The sequence below is a fragment of the Xanthomonas sp. D-109 genome, assembly GCF_017746095.1.
In the GTDB taxonomy this organism is placed as follows: Bacteria; Pseudomonadota; Gammaproteobacteria; order Xanthomonadales; family Xanthomonadaceae; genus Xanthomonas_A; species Xanthomonas_A sacchari.
The window spans coordinates 16621-34525 of record NZ_JAGHWV010000014.1; the positions used below are offsets into that span (position 1 = coordinate 16621).

The 17905-nt window shown below is 71.3% G+C and carries 15 protein-coding genes and 1 pseudogene; 4 read left to right on the plus strand and 12 right to left on the minus strand.

Annotated elements, in window-relative coordinates; genetic code table 11:
- Positions 1-138 precede the first annotated feature (138 nt).
- Positions 139-984, minus strand: a complete 846-nt coding sequence (locus J7357_RS14495; protein ID WP_209247505.1) for a glycosyltransferase family 2 protein — start codon at positions 982-984, stop codon at positions 139-141.
- Positions 985-1415: 431 nt separating this feature from the next.
- On the opposite strand from J7357_RS14495, the gene J7357_RS14500 reads away from it, so the two are divergent.
- From J7357_RS14500 to J7357_RS14515, 4 genes are all read left to right on the plus strand, one after another.
- Positions 1416-2567 (plus strand): phosphotransferase, encoded by a 1152-nt coding sequence (locus J7357_RS14500; RefSeq protein ID WP_209247507.1) that lies wholly within the window; start codon positions 1416-1418, stop codon positions 2565-2567.
- Positions 2568-2671: 104 nt separating this feature from the next.
- Complete coding sequence (locus tag J7357_RS14505) at positions 2672-4852, plus strand: TonB-dependent siderophore receptor (RefSeq protein ID WP_209247508.1); 2181 nt, start codon at positions 2672-2674, stop codon at positions 4850-4852.
- Between the two features lie 401 nt (positions 4853-5253).
- The gene (gene pnuC / locus J7357_RS14510; RefSeq protein ID WP_209247510.1) at positions 5254-5826 is read left to right on the plus strand and encodes a nicotinamide riboside transporter PnuC; all 573 of its coding nucleotides are present in this window, start codon (positions 5254-5256) and stop codon (positions 5824-5826) included.
- Positions 5827-5987: 161 nt separating this feature from the next.
- Positions 5988-6725: a UTRA domain-containing protein gene (locus J7357_RS14515; RefSeq protein ID WP_209247512.1), complete on the plus strand. Its 738-nt coding sequence runs from the start codon at positions 5988-5990 to the stop codon at positions 6723-6725.
- Positions 6726-7365: 640 nt separating this feature from the next.
- On the opposite strand, the gene J7357_RS14520 is transcribed toward J7357_RS14515, so the two are convergent.
- The 11 genes and pseudogenes from J7357_RS14520 to J7357_RS14570 form a co-directional block, all read right to left on the minus strand.
- Positions 7366-8199: a glycosyltransferase gene (locus J7357_RS14520; RefSeq protein ID WP_209247514.1), complete on the minus strand. Its 834-nt coding sequence runs from the start codon at positions 8197-8199 to the stop codon at positions 7366-7368.
- Positions 8200-8203: 4 nt separating this feature from the next.
- Positions 8204-10489 carry a type II secretion system secretin GspD gene (gene gspD, locus J7357_RS14525; RefSeq protein WP_209247516.1) on the minus strand — a complete coding sequence of 762 codons (2286 nt, stop codon included), beginning with the start codon at positions 10487-10489 and terminating at the stop codon, positions 8204-8206.
- Positions 10490-10500: 11 nt separating this feature from the next.
- Positions 10501-11277, minus strand: a complete 777-nt coding sequence (gene xpsN, locus J7357_RS14530; RefSeq protein WP_209247518.1) for a type II secretion system protein XpsN — start codon at positions 11275-11277, stop codon at positions 10501-10503.
- A gap of 178 nt (positions 11278-11455) precedes the next feature.
- Positions 11456-12100, minus strand: a pseudogene (gene gspM, locus J7357_RS14535) (type II secretion system protein GspM); the annotation flags it as partial.
- Positions 12081-13205, minus strand: coding sequence for a PilN domain-containing protein (locus J7357_RS14540; protein ID WP_209247520.1), 1125 nt, complete (start codon positions 13203-13205; stop codon positions 12081-12083). The pseudogene gspM and the gene J7357_RS14540, both read right to left, overlap by 20 nt.
- A complete protein-coding gene (locus J7357_RS14545; protein ID WP_209247522.1) occupies positions 13202-14059 on the minus strand; it encodes a type II secretion system protein GspK in 858 nt (285 codons plus the stop codon). The genes J7357_RS14540 and J7357_RS14545 overlap by 4 nt, the downstream gene beginning before the upstream one ends.
- Complete coding sequence (locus J7357_RS14550; protein ID WP_209247524.1) at positions 14056-14709, minus strand: type II secretion system protein J; 654 nt, start codon at positions 14707-14709, stop codon at positions 14056-14058. Before J7357_RS14550 ends, J7357_RS14545 begins: the two co-directional genes overlap by 4 nt.
- Positions 14706-15122: a prepilin-type N-terminal cleavage/methylation domain-containing protein gene (locus tag J7357_RS14555; protein WP_209247526.1), complete on the minus strand. Its 417-nt coding sequence runs from the start codon at positions 15120-15122 to the stop codon at positions 14706-14708. Before J7357_RS14555 ends, J7357_RS14550 begins: the two co-directional genes overlap by 4 nt.
- Positions 15119-15568 carry a GspH/FimT family pseudopilin gene (locus tag J7357_RS14560; protein WP_244667575.1) on the minus strand — a complete coding sequence of 150 codons (450 nt, stop codon included), beginning with the start codon at positions 15566-15568 and terminating at the stop codon, positions 15119-15121. The genes J7357_RS14555 and J7357_RS14560 overlap by 4 nt, the downstream gene beginning before the upstream one ends.
- Positions 15569-15646: 78 nt before the next feature.
- Positions 15647-16084: a type II secretion system major pseudopilin GspG gene (gene gspG, locus J7357_RS14565; RefSeq protein WP_209247530.1), complete on the minus strand. Its 438-nt coding sequence runs from the start codon at positions 16082-16084 to the stop codon at positions 15647-15649.
- 558 nt (positions 16085-16642) lie between these two features.
- Complete coding sequence (locus J7357_RS14570) at positions 16643-17857, minus strand: type II secretion system F family protein (RefSeq protein WP_019799989.1); 1215 nt, start codon at positions 17855-17857, stop codon at positions 16643-16645.
- Between the last annotated feature and the right edge of the window lie 48 nt (positions 17858-17905).

Below are 17905 nucleotides of genomic sequence, written 5' to 3' on the forward strand. Positions count from 1 at the left end.
GGGGGTCCCCCGAACCGGAAAGCAGGCGCGGTCCAGGAGGAAATCGGCGGAACACGTCATTTGTTAAGTGACGCACTTCCCAATATAGCGAATTTATGCTGCCATGCCGCACGCGCGCGCGGCGCGCGCCGATTTCGTTCAGGCTGGGCGGCGCCAGCACAGCCGGGCGAAAGTGACCCAGGCGTGCAGCCAGATCACCGCCCACACCGCCGCCCGCACCGGCCAGGCCCGGCTGGGCGCCTCGAACTTGCGGAAGTAGCGCCACAGCCCGCGGTGCTTGTGCCACTCGACGAACCACGGCCGCTTGCGGCTGGACACGCCGCGCACGTGCAGCACGCGCACAGTGTTCAGCACCGCCACGGTGGCGCCGGCCTGGCGCACCCGGCGGCACAGGTCCAGATCCTCTGCATGCAGCCGGTAGCCGGCATCCCAGCCGCCGATGCGCACGAACAGCGCGCGCGGCAGCAGCATCAGCGCGCCGGACAGCGCCGGCACCGGCTGCAGCGGCTGCGCCGGGTCGGCCGCCAGCGCCAGCCGCGAGCCGGCCAGCGGATGCCGCAGCATCGCCGCGAAGTCCGGGTCGCGGCGGCGCACCGCGGCGTCGGCGCGGCCGTGTTCGTCGACCTGCTCCACGCCCAGCAGCGCCTCGCCGAGCGCAGCGGCCTGCGCGCGCAACTGCGCCAGGGTGTCGCGCTCGACCATCAGGTCGGGATTGACGAAGGCCAGCCACGGCGCGTCGCTGGCGGCGGCGCCCTGGTTGCAGGCGGTGGCGAAGCCGGGATTGTCGGGATTGGCGATGAAGCGCACCCGCGCATCGTCCAGCGCATGCCGCTGCACCAGCGCCAGGGTGTCGTCGCGCGAGGCGTTGTCGACCACGCGGATCTGCGCCACCCCGGCCGCCGCGCGCAGCCGCTGCAGACAGGCGTCGATGGTGCTGCCGCTCTCGTAGGTCACCACCACCACGGCTATCTGCTGTTCGCTCATCGGCCGATTATCCCGTATGTCTCCCGCATGCGCCGCCCGCCCCATGCGCAGCAGGCATGGCGGCGGCGGCGATTGCCGCGCATACTCTGCGCCCCGTGCACTGCGCGGCCGTTTGCGGCCCGCACGTGCGGGAGACGGAGCGATCCGTGTCCTTTCCTTCGCCCAGTGCAGATGCCGGCCAGCGTTGTTTCCTGTCCCAGGCTGCCGCCCCACCCCGCACACCGCGCGCGCCACCCGAGCCCGCGCGCATGCCGAGATGCCGGCGGCGCCCGCTTCTCCGCTCCCGATCGCGCGACCGGGCCCTGCCCCAGGCCTCCCCATCCCTGGTCTAGACCAACCACTCGCAATGGCAGTGCCGTCGCGCATGGCGCGTCTGCCATGCGGCGACTGGTCTGGCGCGCCAGGTCGCGCCTGCCCTGCGAGGCATGCGCATGAGCGTCCGCCACCAGATGCACGGCATGGGCACGCAGACCGTGGCCGCCGACTGGCCGCCGCTGTCCGACGGCGAGGTGGAGGCGCTGCTGCAGCAGTACGCCCTGCCCGGTCACCTGCGCGGACTGCGCTGGCATAGTCCGCGCCCGTTCTCGGCGGCGGCGGAGGTCGAGACCGGCGGCGGCACGCTGTTCGTCAAGCGCCACCACCGCCGCGTGCGCGATCTGCATGCCTTGGGCGAGGAGCACGCCTTCATCGCCCATCTGCGCGCGCAGGGCGTGCCGGTGCCGGAGGTGCTGCGCGACCGCGACGGCGCCAGCGCGGTGCGGCGCGGCCACTGGACCTACGAGGTGATGCGCGCTGGCGCGGGCGAAGACCGCTATCGCGAGGCGATGTCGTGGACGCCGTTCGCCGACACCGCCCATGCCGCGGCCGCCGGCCACGCGCTGGCGGCGCTGCACCGCGCGGCCGCCGGCTACGCCGCGCCGCCGCGCAGCAGCACCGTGCTGGTCGCCAACCTGCGCCTGTTCGCCCAACCGCAGCCGTTGCAGGCGCTGGAGCAGGATCTGGCGCGGCGCCCGGCGCTGGCCGCGTGGCTGCAGCCGCGCCACTGGCAGGACGACCTGCGCGCGCTCCTGTTGCCCTGGCACGCACAGGCCTGGCCGCTGCTGCAGACGCCGCCGCCGGCGCTGTGGACGCATGGCGACTGGCATGCCTCCAACCTGCTGTGGCGCGGCCACGGCGCCGCCAGCACGGTCAGCGCGGTGTTCGATTTCGGCCTGGCCGACCGCACCTTCGCCCTGTTCGACCTGGCCACCGCGATCGAGCGCAACCTGATCCCGTGGCTGCAACTGGACGACGGCGGCACCGCCGTCGCCGACCTCGACCAGCTCGATGCGATGCTGCACGGCTATTCGACGCTGCTGCCGCTGGACGCGGCGCACCTGCGCCTGCTGGCCGCGCTGCTGCCGCTGGTGCATGCCGATTTCGCGCTCAGCGAGATCGAGTACTTCGCCGGCATCACCGGCTCGCAGGCGCACGCCGACATCGCCTACCGCCGCTACCTGCTCGGCCACGCCGCCTGGTTCGGCGATGACGAAGGCCAGCGCCTGCTGCGGCACCTGCAGCGGCGTGCCGCGGCCGCGCCATGAACCGTCGCATCCACACCGACACGTCCGCGGTCACGCCTGCCGTGCGCGCACCGCGCGGCGCTGCCGCTTCCCACTTTCGTTTCGTTTGCCCGAGGTCGTTCCGCATGCTTCCCACCCGCCGTTTCCCCGCTCCGCACGCCCTCGCGCTGGCCCTGGCCACCGCCCTGCCGCTGCCGGCCCTGGCCGCCGACGATGCGGCGCCGTCCGCCAGCACGCAGACCCCGGTCGAACTGGACGCGGTCAACGTGCAGGGCCGGCAATCGCAGAACCGCAGCAGCCTGAGCGGCTATGGCGATGCGCCGCTGCTGGACACGCCGATGGCGATCGACACCATCGACCGCAGCCAGCTGTCCGACCGCCAGGTGCGCGTGCTCAGCGAGGTACTGCGCGCCGACGCCGCAGTCGGCGACAGCTACGCGCCGATCGGCTACTACGAGAACTTCCTGGTCCGCGGCTATTCGCTGGATGCGGCCAACAGCTACCGCATCAACGGCCTGACCATCGCCGGCGAACAGAACGTGGCGCTGGAGAACAAGGAGCAGGTGCAGGTGCTCAAGGGCCTGTCCGGGGTGCTCTCGGGCATCACCACCCCGGCCGGGGTGATCGACTACCAGACCAAGCGCCCGCAGCACGTGCGCAGCCTGGTGCTGAGCGGCGACGACGACGGCAGCCGCGGCGCGGCGGTGGACCTGGGCGACTGGTTCGGCAGCGAGCGCCAGTTCGGCCTGCGCGTCAACGCCGCGCACGAGACCCTGCGCAGCTATGTCGATCACGCCGACGGCCACCGCAACTTCCTGTCGCTGGCCGCGGACTGGAAGATCGATCCGCAATCGACCCTGCAACTGGACGTGGAATACCAGGACCGCCAGCAACGCTCGGTGCCGGGCTACCAGTTGCTCGGCGGCACCCAACTGCCGAGCGGGGTGTCGGTACATCGCCTGCTCGCCTATCAACCGTGGTCCAGGCCGGTCGGCATCGAGGCGTTGAACGCGCAGGCGCGCTACGAGTACCGCTTCAGCGACGCCTGGGCTGTACATGTGGCCGCATCGCACAGCCGCGCGCTGATCGACGACTACTCCAGCTTCGCCTGGGGCTGCTACGGCGCGGCCAGTTGCGCCGGCGACGCGGTGCCCAACCATTTCAGCCGCGAAGGCGACTACGACATCTACGACTACCGCAGCCCCGCCGACAGCCGCCGCAACGACGAACTGCAGGCGATCGCCAGCGGCAGCGCCAGCACCGGCGTGTTGCAGCACCAGGTGCAGGTCGGCGTCGACTCTCTGCATCGCACCATCGACCGCCACGGCTCGATCAACGCCATGATCGGCAGCGGCAACATCGATGCCGACCCGCCGCTGCTGGCGCCGGCCGACGCCACGCTCGGCCCCAAGCGCCGGCGCCTGGACAGCGAGCAGACCGCGCTGCTGGCCAGCGACCGCATCGGCATCGGCGATGCCTGGCAACTGCTGCTGGGTGCGCGCCAGGTGCGCTACGACGAACGCGCCTGGGACCGCGACGGCATGCTGACCCGGCGCACGCGCCGCTCGGTGCTGCTGCCGCAGGCGGCATTGCTGTTCAAGCTGCAGCCGTCGCTGTCGCTGTATGCCAGCTTCGCCAAGGGCCTGGCGCCGGGCGGCACCGCGCCGTGGTTCGCCAGCAACGCCGACAGCATCCTCGCGCCGACCAGCGCCTACCAGCGCGAGGCCGGCCTGAAGTACGAGCGCGACGGCCTGACCCTGGGCGCGGCGCTGTTCGACATGCGCCAGGCGGACCAGTACGCGCAGCCGCAGGCCGACGGCAGCTTCCTGTTCGTGCAGCAGGGCCGCCTGCACAACCGCGGCATCGAACTGTCGGCCGCCGGCACGCTGGGCGCCGGCCTGCACCTGCAGGCCAGCGTCGCCGGCATCCGCGCGCGCGCCGAGGACACCGGCACGCCGGGCGACGAAGGCCATCAGGCGCTGAACGTGCCGCGCTTGCGCGCCAGCGCCCAGGCCAGCTGGGACGTGCCCGGCGTCAGCGGCCTGGCGCTGCTGGGCGGCGCGCAGTACAGCGGCGCCAAGTACGCCGACCGCAGCGGCCAGGTCGCCGTCGGCGGCTACAGCGTCTACACCCTCGGCGCCCGCTACACCACGCGCCTGGGCGCAGTGCCGACCACGCTGCGACTGAGCGTGGACAACCTCACCGACAAGCGCTATTGGCGCGACGTCGGCGCCTACGAAGGCGACGATTATCTGTTCCTGGGTGCGCCGCGGACGGCGCGGCTGGCGTTGCAGTTCGAGTTTTGAGGAGCGGGGAATGGGGAATAGAGATTCGGGATTGGTTGAGGAGCTGGGAATGGGGAATCGGGAATTGGGATTGGTAAAAGCCAAAAGCGGAACATGGCGCGTCACCCGTGTAGGAGCGGCTTCAGCCGCGACGCGCTATTGCTGACGGGTCGCGGCTGAAGCCGCTCCTACAGCACCAAGATCCGATGCGTTTTCAGTATCCCAATACGGATGCATTGATCCAAGACGACTCGAATGCCAGCTGTGCCGAAGACCAGCGTAGGAGCGGCTTCAGCCGCGATGGGCTTTCCCGGTAACGCCTGTCGCGGCTGAAGCCGCTCCTACAACACGCGCGCACTGCACTGCGCTCGCGCACCACCCCCGATCCCGAATCCCCACTCCCCAATCCCGGCCTCCACACCATGTCTCCTCTCGAACTGCTCGCCGTGCTGGTCAACGTGTTGGGTGTGTGGCTGACCGCGCGGCGGGTGCGCTGGTGCTGGCCGGTCAACGTGGTGGCGGTACTGCTGTACGCGTGGCTGTTCTATCAGTGGAAGCTGTATTCGGACATGCTGCTGCAGGGACTGTACGTGGTGCTGCAGGGCTACGGCTGGTGGCGCTGGAGCAACGGCCTGGGCGAAGACGGCAAGGTCCAGGTCGGGCCGCTGCCGTGGGCCGAAGGGGTGCGTTCGGTGCTGGCCGGCGCCGCCGGCGCGGCGCTGCTGGGCTGGTGGATGCACCGTCACACCGATGCCGCGCTGCCGTGGCTGGATGCGGCGCTGTCGGCGTTCAGCGTGGTCGCCAGCGTGTGGGCCGCGCGCAAGCGCATCGCCAACTGGGGCCTGTGGATCGTATTGGACTGCGTTTACGTCGGCGTGTTCCTGTACAAGGGGCTGTATCCCACTGCCGCGCTGTATGCAGGATTCGTGGTGCTGGCGGTGTACGGCCTGCGCCTGTGGCAGGCGGATCTGCGTCGCGCGCGCACCATCGCCTGAGTGGCTCACTTCTCCAGTGTCGTCAACGCGCAGCGCAAGCGAACGGCGGGTGTGCGGTCGGCACGGGAAAGCCGCGCGCACATCGCACACCCATCCATCGTCCGCATGCCTGCAGGCAGCGTAGTCTTGTCAGCCACGCTTCTCCACGCCCAGAACGCCACATGAGCTTCCCCACCGCCACCGCCGCCGGCTTCGCCCAACGCATCGCCGATGCGCTGCTTGGGCGCATCGCCGCCGGCGAATGGCGCGCCGACCAGCGGCTGCCGGTAGAGCGCGAACTGGCCGCGTTGTTCGGTTGCACCCGCATCACCTTGCGCGAGGCGCTGCAGCAACTGGAATCGGATGGACACATCTACCGCGAGAACCGTCGCGGCTGGTTCGTCAGCGCGCCGCGGGTGCGTCACGATCCCAACAGCATCGCCGGCTTCATGCAGTACGTGGCCGCACAGGGCGGCGTACCGCGGACCGAACTGCTCGCCGCGCAGCGCCAGCCGGCCGGCCCGGCGCTCGCCCGGCATCTGCACCTGCACGATCCGGCAACCGACGTGTTCGTGCTGCGGCGCCGGCGCTGGATCGGGCGCCGCGCGGTGCTGCTGGAGACCAACGCGCTCCTGGCCGCGTGGGCACCACGCCTGCTCGACCACGACCTGGCCGGCTCGCTGAGCGCGGTGCTGACCCAGCGCCTGGGCTTGCGACAGGCGCGCAGCCGGCTGTCGATGTATCCGGCCACGCTCGATGCCGAGCAGGCCGCACTGCTGCAATCCACCGCCGGCACGCCCTGCTTCCGCCTGCAGCGCGTCAGCTACGATCCCGACGGACGCGCGGTGGAGTTCGACATCGAATCCTGGCGCCACGACGTGCTGGAAGTGTCGGTAGATGTGTTCGCGCCGCCGAAATAAGCCGATCTGCGGCGATGTCAATCAGGCACCGCAGTTTGTGGGAGTCAACTGTCATGCAGCCGCGACGCGCAAAGCGGTGCGTGCTTTCCGATGGCGCAATGCGTCGGGACTGAAGTCCCTCCCACAGTGCATCCGGCGGGCCCGCCGCAAGCCGCTGTGGGAGTCGACTGTCATGCAACCACGACGAACGGAGTAGGTGGACGATCGGGCCTCGGAAGCCGTCGGGACTGGACCCCACAAAAAGGGGGCGAGACTCCCTCCCTCATTGCGCCCGGACACCGATCACCGCCAGTCCCTGCGGGAGTTGCGGTCGCTTGGCTTTGATTGTTGCTCTTGCCCTTGCTTTTGACTTACCGGGTTCCCTTCCGAAGCGGCGGCCATCGCGGGGAAACACCCGAAGGGCGGCGCACAGGGATGTGCGCCGTCCGCGGCAGGGGCAGGATGCCCCTTCCGCGGATCCCCGGGATGGACGCGAACCCGGAGCGCGTTAGCGCGGAGGGCGCGAGGCAGGGTGTGCTTTCTTTTGGTTACTTTTCTTTGCACAAGCAAAGAAAAGTAACTCGCCGCAAGGCGAAAGCTTTGCCCTTGCACTTGTTGTCACCATGGCTGAATTATGGGAGCGACCTCGACACCAGACGCACTAGGCATCGAACAGCGCGCGCTGCGGATCCGGCGGCGGCAGCGTGTCGTACAGGCGCTGCAACTCCTCGCGGCAGGCGCGCAACGGATCGTGCATCAGGAAGCCGGCCAGGCGCGCGTGCCAGGCCGGCCAGCGCGTGGCCAGCGCGTCCATGTCGCCGTCGGCGGCGCGGCCTTCGCCGCTGCAGGCGACATGCGCGGTCTCGCACAGCACGTTGCGCCAGCCGAGTCCGGCCATGCGCAGCGACAGGTCGGTCAGCGCCGCATACCAGGAGCCATAGCTGCTGGCGTCCAGGCCGCCGGCGCGCTGCCGCGCCACGCCGCGCAGCACCACCGCGTGGCACACCGCCGACGGCAGTTCCGGATGCAGCGGCGGCAGGGACGCGCAGGCCCGCGCCAGGCGCTCGGGATCCTCCGGCAGCGGATTGATCTCGCCGAGTCGCGGCCATGCACAGGCTTCACCGGCGTTGCTCCACGGCGTGGCGCTGGCGATGGCCGCATCGCGCGCCAGGCAGGCGCTCAACTGCAGCAGCCAGCCCGGCCCGGGTTGCGCGTCGGCGGCCAGCACCGCCACGTCGGCATCGCCGCAGGCGCGCAGCATCTCGTCCAGGTGCGCCACCTCGCCGAGCATGCGCGGCCGCCGCGTGTAGTCGGCCTGCAGGCGCGTGCGCGCCAACCAGGCCTCGATCACCCGCATGCCGCGCGGGCCGGCCTGCGCATCGTCGGCCAGCCACACCCGGGTGCCGACCGGCGTGTTCGCTTCGAGCGCGCCCAGGCAGGCGTCCAGCGCGACGTCGTCGACGCCGAGCGCCAGCAGCACGATGGGCAGGCTCACCCGCTTACTTCTTGCCGCGTGCCGGCAGCGGCTTCATGGCCTCGAACTTCGCTCCGTACTCGTCGGTGAGATTGCGCGCTTCCTGCGGGTTGCGCACGATCGACGGCGTGATCAGCACGATCACTTCCTGGCGATCCCGATTCTGGGTCTTCTGCCCGAACAGCGCGCCGACCACCGGCAGCTTGCTCAGGTACGGCACGCCGTTGCTGCCGTCGGAGGTGCTGTCGTTGATCAGGCCGGCCAGCATGATGGTGTCGCCGCTCTGCACAGCCGCCTCGGTCTTGACCCGGCGCGTGTTGATCGGCACGTTGCAGGCAGTACTGGTGCCGGCGCTGGTGCCGCAGTTGGTCGACGCCGCGCCAGGCGAACTGACTTCCTGCACGATATCCAGGAACACCATGCCGTCCTTGGTCACGCGCGGACGCACCTTCAGGATCACACCGGTGTCGATATAGTTCACCGACGAGTAGGTGGTGCCGGTGCCCAGGCCGGTGTCGACGCTGACCGAATTGATCGGGATGCGCGTACCCACGTTGAGCGTGGCCTCGGCGTTGTTGCGTACGAACACCGATGGCGTCTGCAGCAACTTGACGTCGGTGACTTCGTCCAACGCCGTGATCACCGCCGCTGCGTTCTTGCCGAGGAAGGTCCAGCCCAGGCCACTGCTGCCGGTGATGGCGCCGGCGATATCGCCCCAGATCTTGCGGCCGGCCGCGCTGGGCAGATTCGCGCCACCGCCGCTGAAGCCGATGTTGTTGGCAGTGGAGGACGCATTCACCGCCTGCTCGAAGTACCAGTTGACACCGTACTTGAGATCACCGGACAGATTGACCTCCGCCACCTGCGCCTCGATATGCACCTGCATCGGCATCACGTCGAGCTTCTCGACCACGTCGCGGATGGAGCGCCAGGCCTGCGGGGTGGAGCGCACCAGCAGGGTGTTGGTTTCCTCCACCGCCGACACGCCGACCTTGTCGCCCTGCACTTCCAGGGTCACGCTGCCGTTGCCGGACGTGCGCGGCGACAGCTGCAGGCTGCCACTACCCAAGCCGCCGCTGCTGCTGCCGGAGGAACTGCTGCTGCCCAGGCTGTCGCTGCTGCTGCCACTGCTGCCCAAGCCGCCACCCAGGCTGCTGCTGTCGCTGCCGTTGAAGCCGCCCAGGCCGCCGCCGTTCAACTGGCTCATCTGCGAGCCCGGCATCAGCGAGGCATTGGAGTCGCCGCGGTTGTTGCCGCCGGCGCCGAACACTTCGGCCAGGCGGTCGGCCAGGTCCTTGGCCTTGATGTACTTGAGCTCGTAGGAGAACAGCCGCGCGCCGCCTCCGGCGCTGTCGATGCGGTCCAGCCACTCCTGGATCTGGTCCAGGTAGCGCGCCTGCGGGGTGATCACCAGCACCGCGTTGGCGTTCTCCAGCGGCATGAAGCGGAACATGCCGGCGCTGGGGGTCTTGCTGTTCTCGCCGAACACCTTCTCCAGGTCGGCCGCGACCTGTTCGGCCTTGCCGGACTGGATCGGGAACACGCCCACCGACATGCCCGACAGCCAGTCGACGTCGAAGATCTGCACCGTGCGCAGGTAGTTCTCCAGCTCGGCGCGAGTGCCGCCCAGGGTGATGACGTTGCGCGAGCTGTCGATGCCGACGATGGCGTTCGGCCGCGCGTAGGGCTCGAGCACCTTCTTCATCTCGCTGGCGGAGATGTACTTCAGCGGCACCACGCGCACCTCGAAACCGCGCGCGTTGGCCGGCGAGGCGGTGCTCGGCGCCACCGTGCCGGCCAGGGCCTGGTCGGCGGGGACGATGTTGTAGCGGCCACCGCTGTAGACCATGCGCGCGTTGTTCCAGCCCAGCACCATCTCCAGCAGGTTCAGCGCCTGCGCCGGCGACACCGGCTTGGGCGTGGCCAGGGTCACCGTGCCCTGCACGCCCGGCGCGATCACGTAGTTCTGCCCGAGCATGTCGCCGAGGATGGCCTTGACCACCGCCTGCAGCGATTCGCCCTCGAAGTTGAAGGTGGCGCTGCCGCTGCTGGCGTTGCCCAGCGACGGCGCCGGCGCCGCGGCGGCCGCGGAATTGATCATGGTACCGCTGCCGCGGCGGATCACCGGGGTGGCGCGCTCGGGCAAGGCATTGGGATCGGCCGGGCCGCCGTCGCCGTCGGTCTGGGTACTGCCGGCCGCGCCGACCTGTGGGTTGATCGCGGCGCCGCGGCGGACGTCCGGCGAGGGCGTGGTGGCGCAGCCGGCCACCAGGCCGATGGCGAGGAACAGGGAAAACAGACGCGGCGTCATGCGATCACTCTTCAAGGGTTCTGACCTGAGGGGTTGTTCTGGCGCTGTTGCTGCAACTGCCGGCGCCGCGCTTCGATCCGCTCGCGGATGGCCTGCAACTGCTCCGACGAGGGGGCCGGCGAGGACGGCGGCGGCGCGCTCGGGGTCGGTGCCTGGTTCGGCGCCGGGTTGGACGCGGAGGGGGTTTGCGGTCGCGGCGCGTTGGCGTTGGACTGGCCATTGGGCGCGGACGCCGGCGGCGGCATCTGCCCCTGCGCAGCGGCGCGTCCGGCCTGGCCGAGCACGGTCGGCGGTTGCCCGCCCTTGCCGTCGAACACCTTCAATTCCAGGGTCTGGGTGCCGCCGGAACCGCTGACCGTGGCCTGCCGCGGCGACAGCGACAGCAGCCGCCAGCCCTGCACGGCGTCGCCGCCTTCCTTCAGGCGCAGCGATTCGCCCTGCTCGGTGGTCAGCGTCGCCATCTTGAAGCGGTCGGTGAGCAGCACGCCGGTCAGGCGCACGTTGGGCGCGGCGGCCTGGCCGTTGTCGGCGCTGAGGAAGAACGGATGCGGACGGCGATCCTCGGCGAACACCGGGCGCGCGGCGATCTCGCCGTACTGCGAGAAATCGCCCAGGCGCTGCGTGGTGGCCGCGGGCAAGCCCGGCAGCCGCTGCAGCATCGACGGATCGTCGGGCAGCGGCGCCACGCGCTCGCCGAGCCCGCCCAGGCCCAGCGCCCAGACCAGCAGCCCCCACAGCGCCAGCGTGCCCAGCCACACGGTGCGCAGGCCCATCGCTTCAATTCGCATGGCGGCCCTCCACCTGTTGCGGCAGGTCCGCCGGCGCGGTATTCGCGGCGCCGGGCGCACCCGGCGGGTTGGTCGCGCCGGGCGTGCCCGGTGGCGGCGGCGGCGGCGGCATGGACGCCGGCTCGCTCGGCCCGGCGCCGGCGGACCCGCCGGCGTTCATCACCGGCGTGGCGGCGGCGGGTGCCGTCGCGGCAGACGGGTCGGGACCGGCGGACGCCGCCGGCGGCGCCGGCATCGCGTTCGGGCGCAGGTAGCCGGCCAGTTCGAAGGCAACGTCCAGGCCATTGCCGCTCTCGCCCGGCGAGAGCTGGTAGCGCTGCGCCATCACGTTGAGGTTGTCGATGAACAGCGCCGGCGTGCCGCTCTCCAGCGCATGCAGCACGGCCGCCAGTTCCGGCGTGCCGCAGCGCAGGCGCACCTGCACCGCGACGCGGGTGAAGCGGTCGCTGCGGTTGTCGGCGGCCAGCGGCGAGCGGTTGCTGATCGCGCAACTGCGGTTGCCGGGGCTGGCCGTGGCCACCGCGCTTTCCAGGCGCTGCACCAGGCCGGCCGAGGCCAGCTCGGCCGAAGTCTCGCGCAGGAAGCCCGGGCGCGTGGCCAGGTCGCGCTGCGCCTGCTGCAGCCGTTGCGCCACCTGCGGCGCCTGCTGCAGCTGCATGCGCACGCGCAGTTCGCGCTGCTGCAGTTCCTGGATCTGCGCATCGACCTCGCGCATCGGCACGGTCCACCACGGATGCACCAGCACCAGGTAGCCCAGCGCCAGCGCCGCCAGCAGCAGCCCCAGCGCCAGCCAGCGGTCGCGCTTATCGACCTGCACCGGCATCGGCGGCCTCCTTGCGCTTGGTGCCGGCCAGCTCGGCGGTGAGGGTGAAGCGGTCGCGGTGGCTGCCCGGGTCGGCCTGCAGCACGCCGGTCAGCGACGGCGTGCGCCACAGCGGCGAGCCTTCCAGGCGCCCGACCAGCGACGAGGCTTCGCTGCTGAGGCCGATCAACTGCAACTGGTTGCCCTCGATCGAGAACTTCTCCAGATAGGTGCCCTCCGGCAGGCGCTTGCTCAGTTCGTTCCAGACCTGCACCGAGGCCGGGCGCTCGGCGCGCAACTGGTCGAAGAACGCGGCGCCCTCGACCAGATCGAGCAGTTGCTGGCGCTGCGCGGCCACGGCGCGTGCGCGCTGCGCGCCGCTGTCCACCTGCGTGCGCAGGTGTTCCAGCGCATCACGCCGGTTGTCCAGCAGTTGCCAGCCGGCCGCACACAGCGCCAGCAGCGCGGTGGCGGCGAGGATCGCGTTCCAGCGCCGCATCGGGTCGGCGCGGCGGTGGCGCTGTTCCTGCGGCAGCAGGTTCACCCCCAGCGGCGCGCCATCGCTGCCGGCGACGTCGATGCCGGCCAGGGTCGGGCGCAGCGCACCAGCGCTGGCCTGCAGGTCGTCCAGCACGCGGCGCGGGGCCACCACCAGTTCGGCATCGAGCTGGGCGTCGTCGCGGCGGCCGTCGGCGCGCACGTCGTAGATCACCTGGTCGGCCTGGAACGGGGTCTGCCGGTCGATCTCGAACTTCACCACCTCGCGCAGGTGCTCGGCCGCCGCCGCCGGCAGCCGCAGCCGGCGTTGCAGCGCCGCCTCGGCCGGCAGCAGCCACACCCGCGGCAGCGCCGCCAGGCGCGGCCCCAGCAGCGCCTCCAGTTCGGCGGGCAGCAGCGGCCACGGCAGCGCCAGCGGCGCGCCCAGTTCGGACTCGACCTGCCGCGCCAGCATCAGTTGCTCGCCCTCGCGCCACAGCAGCAGCCGCGCCTGCGACCAGCCCAGCTGCAGTTGCCAGCGCGGCGGCAGCCACGCCATCAGCGAGCGCTGCCACCAGGCCAGCAGCCCGCCCGCACCGGGGGCGATGCGTACGCCAAGTTTGTCCATCGTGTCGCGCCACGCCGTCATCGCACCGTCGTTCCTTCTTCCCAACGCAACACAGTGTAGGCGGAGCCCGGCAGCGCCGACGAGCCTGGGCGCACCACCGCGCGCAACACGCCCTCGCGGCCATTGCCCAGCCGCGCCCGGCTTTCGATGCTGTAGGTGCCGCCACCGCCCATGCCGACCATGCCGAGCTGGGTCTGGTCGGTGCGTTCGCGCTGCGCCAGCACCTGCTGCGCGTCCAGGCCCAGCGCGGTCAGCACCGGCCCCGGCGCGAAGTCCGGCGTCGGCCGCGACACCCCGCCGTACAGGGTCAGGTTGGGCAGCAGCTTGGCGTACAGCTCCGGGTCCATGCCCAGCACCAGTTGCAGCTCGGCCAGGCTTTCGAACGGCGCATCCTTGGCGCCGTAGGGCAGGCCGGCCGCGGCGTAGTCCGGATCCTCGGCACCGTTGGGCTGGGTCAGGTTGTCCGGGTCGCGCCAGTCCACGATCGCCGCGGCGATGCGCTCGGCGCGCTGCGGATCCTCGCCGACCGCCCGCACCAGCGCCGCCAGCAGCGGCGCATCGGCCATGTTCAGATCGACCTTGCCGCTTTCGTCGGTGACCCGCAGGTCGACCGTGGCGCCTTCGTACTGCCAGCGGTAGCGCCGGCCGTCGGCACGCCAGCCCGGCTGGGTGGGGGTGCCGGCGAGCCGGGTCAGCGCGTATTCCAGGCCGGCGCGGGCGCGCTCCTGCGCCTCGGCGCCATCGCCGAGCACCTTGCCCTGCAGGTTCTCGGTGCGCGCGGTCAGTGCGAAGGCGCCGATCAGCGCGGTCAGCAGCGCGATCAGCCACAGCACCAGCACCAGCGCGGCGCCGCGGTGGCGATGCGCCGGGCTCATTGCCGCATCTCCGCACCACCGGCCTGGCGCAGCGCCACCACCAGCGGCGGCCACGCCGTGCCGTCGCCGCTGCGCAACTCGATCGAGACCAGCAGCGGCAGCGTGTCGGTGCGCTCCCAGCGCTCCTGCCAGGGGCCGATGGTGCCGCGCTCCGGGTCCAGGCCGCGGTAGCGGAAGCGCACCTCGCGCAGGTCGCGCGCCAGCGGCTCGGGCGGGCGCGGCGGGGTCTCGGTAAGTTGCTTGCCGGCCTGCACCTGCACCAGCGCGATCGCCAGTTGCCGATGGTCGCCCTCGCCGCTGACCCGCAGGTCGTGCAGGTAGGGGCCGCCGCGGCCGAGGTACTCGGGCAGATCGGCCACGAACTGCATGCGCTGCGGTTCGCCGACGAAACGCACCGGCTGCAGCGTGTGCGTGTCGATATCCAGCGGCAGCGACTGCGCGCCGCTCAGGCGCCGGCGCAGGAAACCTTCGACCGCGCGCATGCGTTCGCTGCGTCCGGCGATCGCCTCGCCGCGGCCACTGATCGCCATCGCCGAGCGCAGCGTGGCGAAGGCCAGGGTCAGGCCGCCGACCAGCAGCACCGTGGCCAGCAGCACCTCGATCAGGGTGAAGCCGCGCGCGCTGGCGCGCTGCGGCGCGCGCATGGTCATTGCGGCACCCCATTGCCTTGCGGGGCGACCAGGCGCAGGGTCTTCCACTGCAGCGCCTGCGCCGGCGCATCGCCCCAACGCACCTGCAGGGTCAGTTGCAGCAGGATCGGTGCGCCCGGCACCACCGCCGCGTCGGGCGGCCGCCGCGGATCCGCGTAAGGCGCCACGTCCAGGGTCCAGCGGTAGCGGTCCTGGTCCAGCGTGCCCTGGCTGCGTCCGGGCTGCAGCGGCTGCTCCACGCCCTGCGCCGCCAGCAGCGACTGCGCGTACAGCGTGGCACGGCTCAGTTGGTCGGCGCGCTGCACCTGGCGCGCGGCGCCGGACAGCGAGCCGAGCAGCAGGGTCAGTGCCAGCGCCAGCAGCGCGAACGCCACGATCACCTCGATCAGGGTGTAGCCGCGCTGGCGGTTCATGAGCCCGCCTGCTCCGGCGCACGCCCGACCGTGACTTCGCCGGTCAGCCAGGTCACGTCGATGCGCCAGCGCGCCTGACGCGCCTGCAGCTCGATGCGTCCGCCGCTGGAGGCGCCGTCCTCGAAGAACTGGATCGCGCCCTCCCCTTCGCGGCGCTGCGCCTGGCGCGCGCCGGTGAAGCGGATCGTCAGCGACGGCGGGACCTCGCCGTGACGGCCGTTGGGCGCCTGCCAGCGGTGCGCCTGCGGATCGATCAGGAACCGCTGCGGCTGGCCGCTGGCGATCGCCTGGGTGCGGGTGTAGCGCAGTTGCGAGGCGATCTCCTTGGCCGCCGAGCGCAGGCGCATGCCGTCGATGCCGCCGGTCAGCACCGAGGCCGCCAGCAGCGCGGCGATCGCGATCAGGCCCACCACCAGCAGCATCTCCAGCAGCGAGACGCCGCGCATGCGCGCACGCGCGGCCGGCGCGCACGCCGGCACGCCGAAGCGCAGCGCGCCGGCAGGGGCCCGGATCACGGCGCCGGATCACTCGTACTTGATGTCGGCGTCGTAACTGCTGCCGCCGGGCTGGCCGTCCTTGCCGAGGCTGATCAGGTCGAACGGACGGCCGTCGCCGGGCACCTTGTACTCGATCGGGTGGCCCCAGGGGTCGTTCAGTTCGGCGGGCTTGGCATACGGGCCGAGCCAGCCGCTGACGCCGCCCGGCGCGGTGACCAGGTCGTCGAGCTTGGACGGCAGCTTGCCGGTGTCGAGCTGGTAGTTGTCGATCTTGCCGGCCATGGTCTGGATCTGCGACTTGGCCAGGTTGGCCTTGCCGCGATCGGCGCCGCCGAGCACGCGGCTGCCGACCAGGGTCAGCACCGCGCCGATCAGCACGATGACGATGATGATTTCCAGCAGGCTCATGCCCGCCTGGCGTGCGGCGGACGGGGAACGGGTCAGGGAGCGGCGGAGAGTGCGCATTGCATCGGATCCTTGCGGTGGAAGACCTATGTAGCCGAACACGGTGACGATGGCAGCCGGCGGCGGCCGGCGGTACAGCGGCGCGTCACGCACGCCGTCACACCTGCCGCCGGAGGATCCGTGCCGCGCGCACGCACGGCCGCGGCCGGCGCGCAAGGCGCCGCTGGCAATGGGACAGGGGCGGCGGCCGAAGGTTCCCGGCCGGGACCGCGCGGCGTCACATTCCGTGGCAGTCGCCTGAGGCCCGGACGGGGCCGGGCGTTCGGCGCCGCATGCGCCATGGGGCACCGCGCGGACGCACCAGGCAAGGCCGTTGCCGTCCATGGCGTCACATCGCCGGCGCCGGACAGACCGGCCCGGCCATCCATGGCCGGGCGTTCGGCCATGCGCGAACCTGCGGTTCGCAAGCGCATGGCCTCTTTCGATTCATTGATCCGCTGCGCTAGACGCACGCGCTGCCATCCGTGGCGCAGCACTACGAGCGCCGGAACCACCGGCCCGGCCATCCCTGGCCGGGCGTTCGGCGCCACATGCGCCATGGCGCATAAGCGTGGCACCTCACCCAATCGCATTGGTCAGATCGTAGAGCGGGACGAGGACGGAGATGATCACCAGGCCGACCACCGAGGCCAGGACCAAGGTGATCGCCGGCACCATCGCCGCCAGCAGGCGGTCGATGGCCTGGGCGGTTTCCTGTTCGAAGGTGTCGGCGGTCTTCAGCAGCATGATGTCGAGCGCGCCCGATTCCTCGCCGACCTGGATCATCTGCAGCGCCAGGCGCGGGAAGCGCTTGCCCTTGGACAGCGATGCCGACAGCCCGTGGCCGTTCTTGACGTCGTCGGCGGCGGCGCCGACGTCGGCGGTCAGCGCCAGGTTCGACAGCACGTTGCGGGAGATGCCCAGCGCCGCCAGCAGCGGCACGCCGTTGCGCAGCAGGGTGCCGAGGGTGCGGGTCAGGCGCGCGGTCTCCAGCCGCGCGATCAGCACGCCAACGAAGCGCTGCCGCAGCAGCCAGGCATCGAAACTGGCGCGGAACGCCGGGTCGCGGCGCTTGCGGTCCACCGCCAGGATGGTCACCCCGGGCACCACCAGCAGCACGATCCACCAGTCGCGCACGAACAGGCCCACGCTCAGCACCGCCTGGGTGAACCACGGCAGGGCCACGTCCAGGCTCTCGTACATCTGCGCGAACTGCGGCACCACGTAGCCGAGCAGGAACAGCAGCGCGCAGCCGACCACGCTGACCAGGATCGCCGGATAGATCAGCGCGTTGATCACGCGCCCGCGCAGTTCGCGGCTGCGCTCCAGGTATTCGGCCAGGCGCTGCAGGGTGTCGTGCAGGCTGCCGCCGGCCTCGCCGGCGCGCACCATGTTGATGTACAGGCGCGAGAACAGCCCGTGCTGGCGCTCCAGCGCGGTGGACAGCGGCGCGCCGCCGCGCACCGCGTCGCGGATGTCGCCGACGGTGCGCTTGGACCGCTCGTCCTCGGGCAGTTCGAGCAGGATCGACAGCGCGCGGTCCAGCGGCTGGCCGGCGCCGAGCAGGGTCGCCAACTGCTGGGTGAACTGCACCAGCGCCGCGCCGTCGAACGGCTTGGGCCGGAACAGCCCGCGCAGCGAGGTGCCGCCGCCCTCGGCCGCCAGCCTGGCCTGCATCGGCATGTGCCCCTGCTCCTGCAGGCGCAGCGCGACTTCCGCCTCGCTGGCGGCTTCCATCTGCCCTTCCAGGATCTCGCCATGCGAGTCCAGGGCCTTGTAGCGGTACAGGGGCATCAGGGCTGGGAGTGGGGAATGGGGAATCGGGAATGGGAACGCGCGTCG

Bases quoted from the DNA above. Each gene is read 5' to 3' on its own strand.
- J7357_RS14495 (WP_209247505.1), bottom strand. From the start codon at position 984: ATGAGCGAACAGCAGATAGCCGTGGTGGTGGTGACCTACGAGAGCGGC.
- J7357_RS14500 (WP_209247507.1), top strand. From the start codon at position 1,416: ATGAGCGTCCGCCACCAGATGCACGGCATGGGCACGCAGACCGTGGCC.
- J7357_RS14505 (WP_209247508.1), top strand. From the start codon at position 2,672: ATGCTTCCCACCCGCCGTTTCCCCGCTCCGCACGCCCTCGCGCTGGCC.
- pnuC (WP_209247510.1), top strand. From the start codon at position 5,254: ATGTCTCCTCTCGAACTGCTCGCCGTGCTGGTCAACGTGTTGGGTGTG.
- J7357_RS14515 (WP_209247512.1), top strand. From the start codon at position 5,988: ATGAGCTTCCCCACCGCCACCGCCGCCGGCTTCGCCCAACGCATCGCC.
- gspD (WP_209247516.1), bottom strand. From the start codon at position 10,489: ATGACGCCGCGTCTGTTTTCCCTGTTCCTCGCCATCGGCCTGGTGGCC.
- xpsN (WP_209247518.1), bottom strand. From the start codon at position 11,277: ATGCGAATTGAAGCGATGGGCCTGCGCACCGTGTGGCTGGGCACGCTG.
- J7357_RS14540 (WP_209247520.1), bottom strand. From the start codon at position 13,205: ATGACGGCGTGGCGCGACACGATGGACAAACTTGGCGTACGCATCGCC.
- J7357_RS14545 (WP_209247522.1), bottom strand. From the start codon at position 14,059: ATGAGCCCGGCGCATCGCCACCGCGGCGCCGCGCTGGTGCTGGTGCTG.
- J7357_RS14550 (WP_209247524.1), bottom strand. From the start codon at position 14,709: ATGACCATGCGCGCGCCGCAGCGCGCCAGCGCGCGCGGCTTCACCCTG.
- J7357_RS14555 (WP_209247526.1), bottom strand. From the start codon at position 15,122: ATGAACCGCCAGCGCGGCTACACCCTGATCGAGGTGATCGTGGCGTTC.
- J7357_RS14560 (WP_244667575.1), bottom strand. From the start codon at position 15,568: ATGCGCGGCGTCTCGCTGCTGGAGATGCTGCTGGTGGTGGGCCTGATC.
- gspG (WP_209247530.1), bottom strand. From the start codon at position 16,084: ATGCGCACTCTCCGCCGCTCCCTGACCCGTTCCCCGTCCGCCGCACGC.
- J7357_RS14570 (WP_019799989.1), bottom strand. From the start codon at position 17,857: ATGCCCCTGTACCGCTACAAGGCCCTGGACTCGCATGGCGAGATCCTG.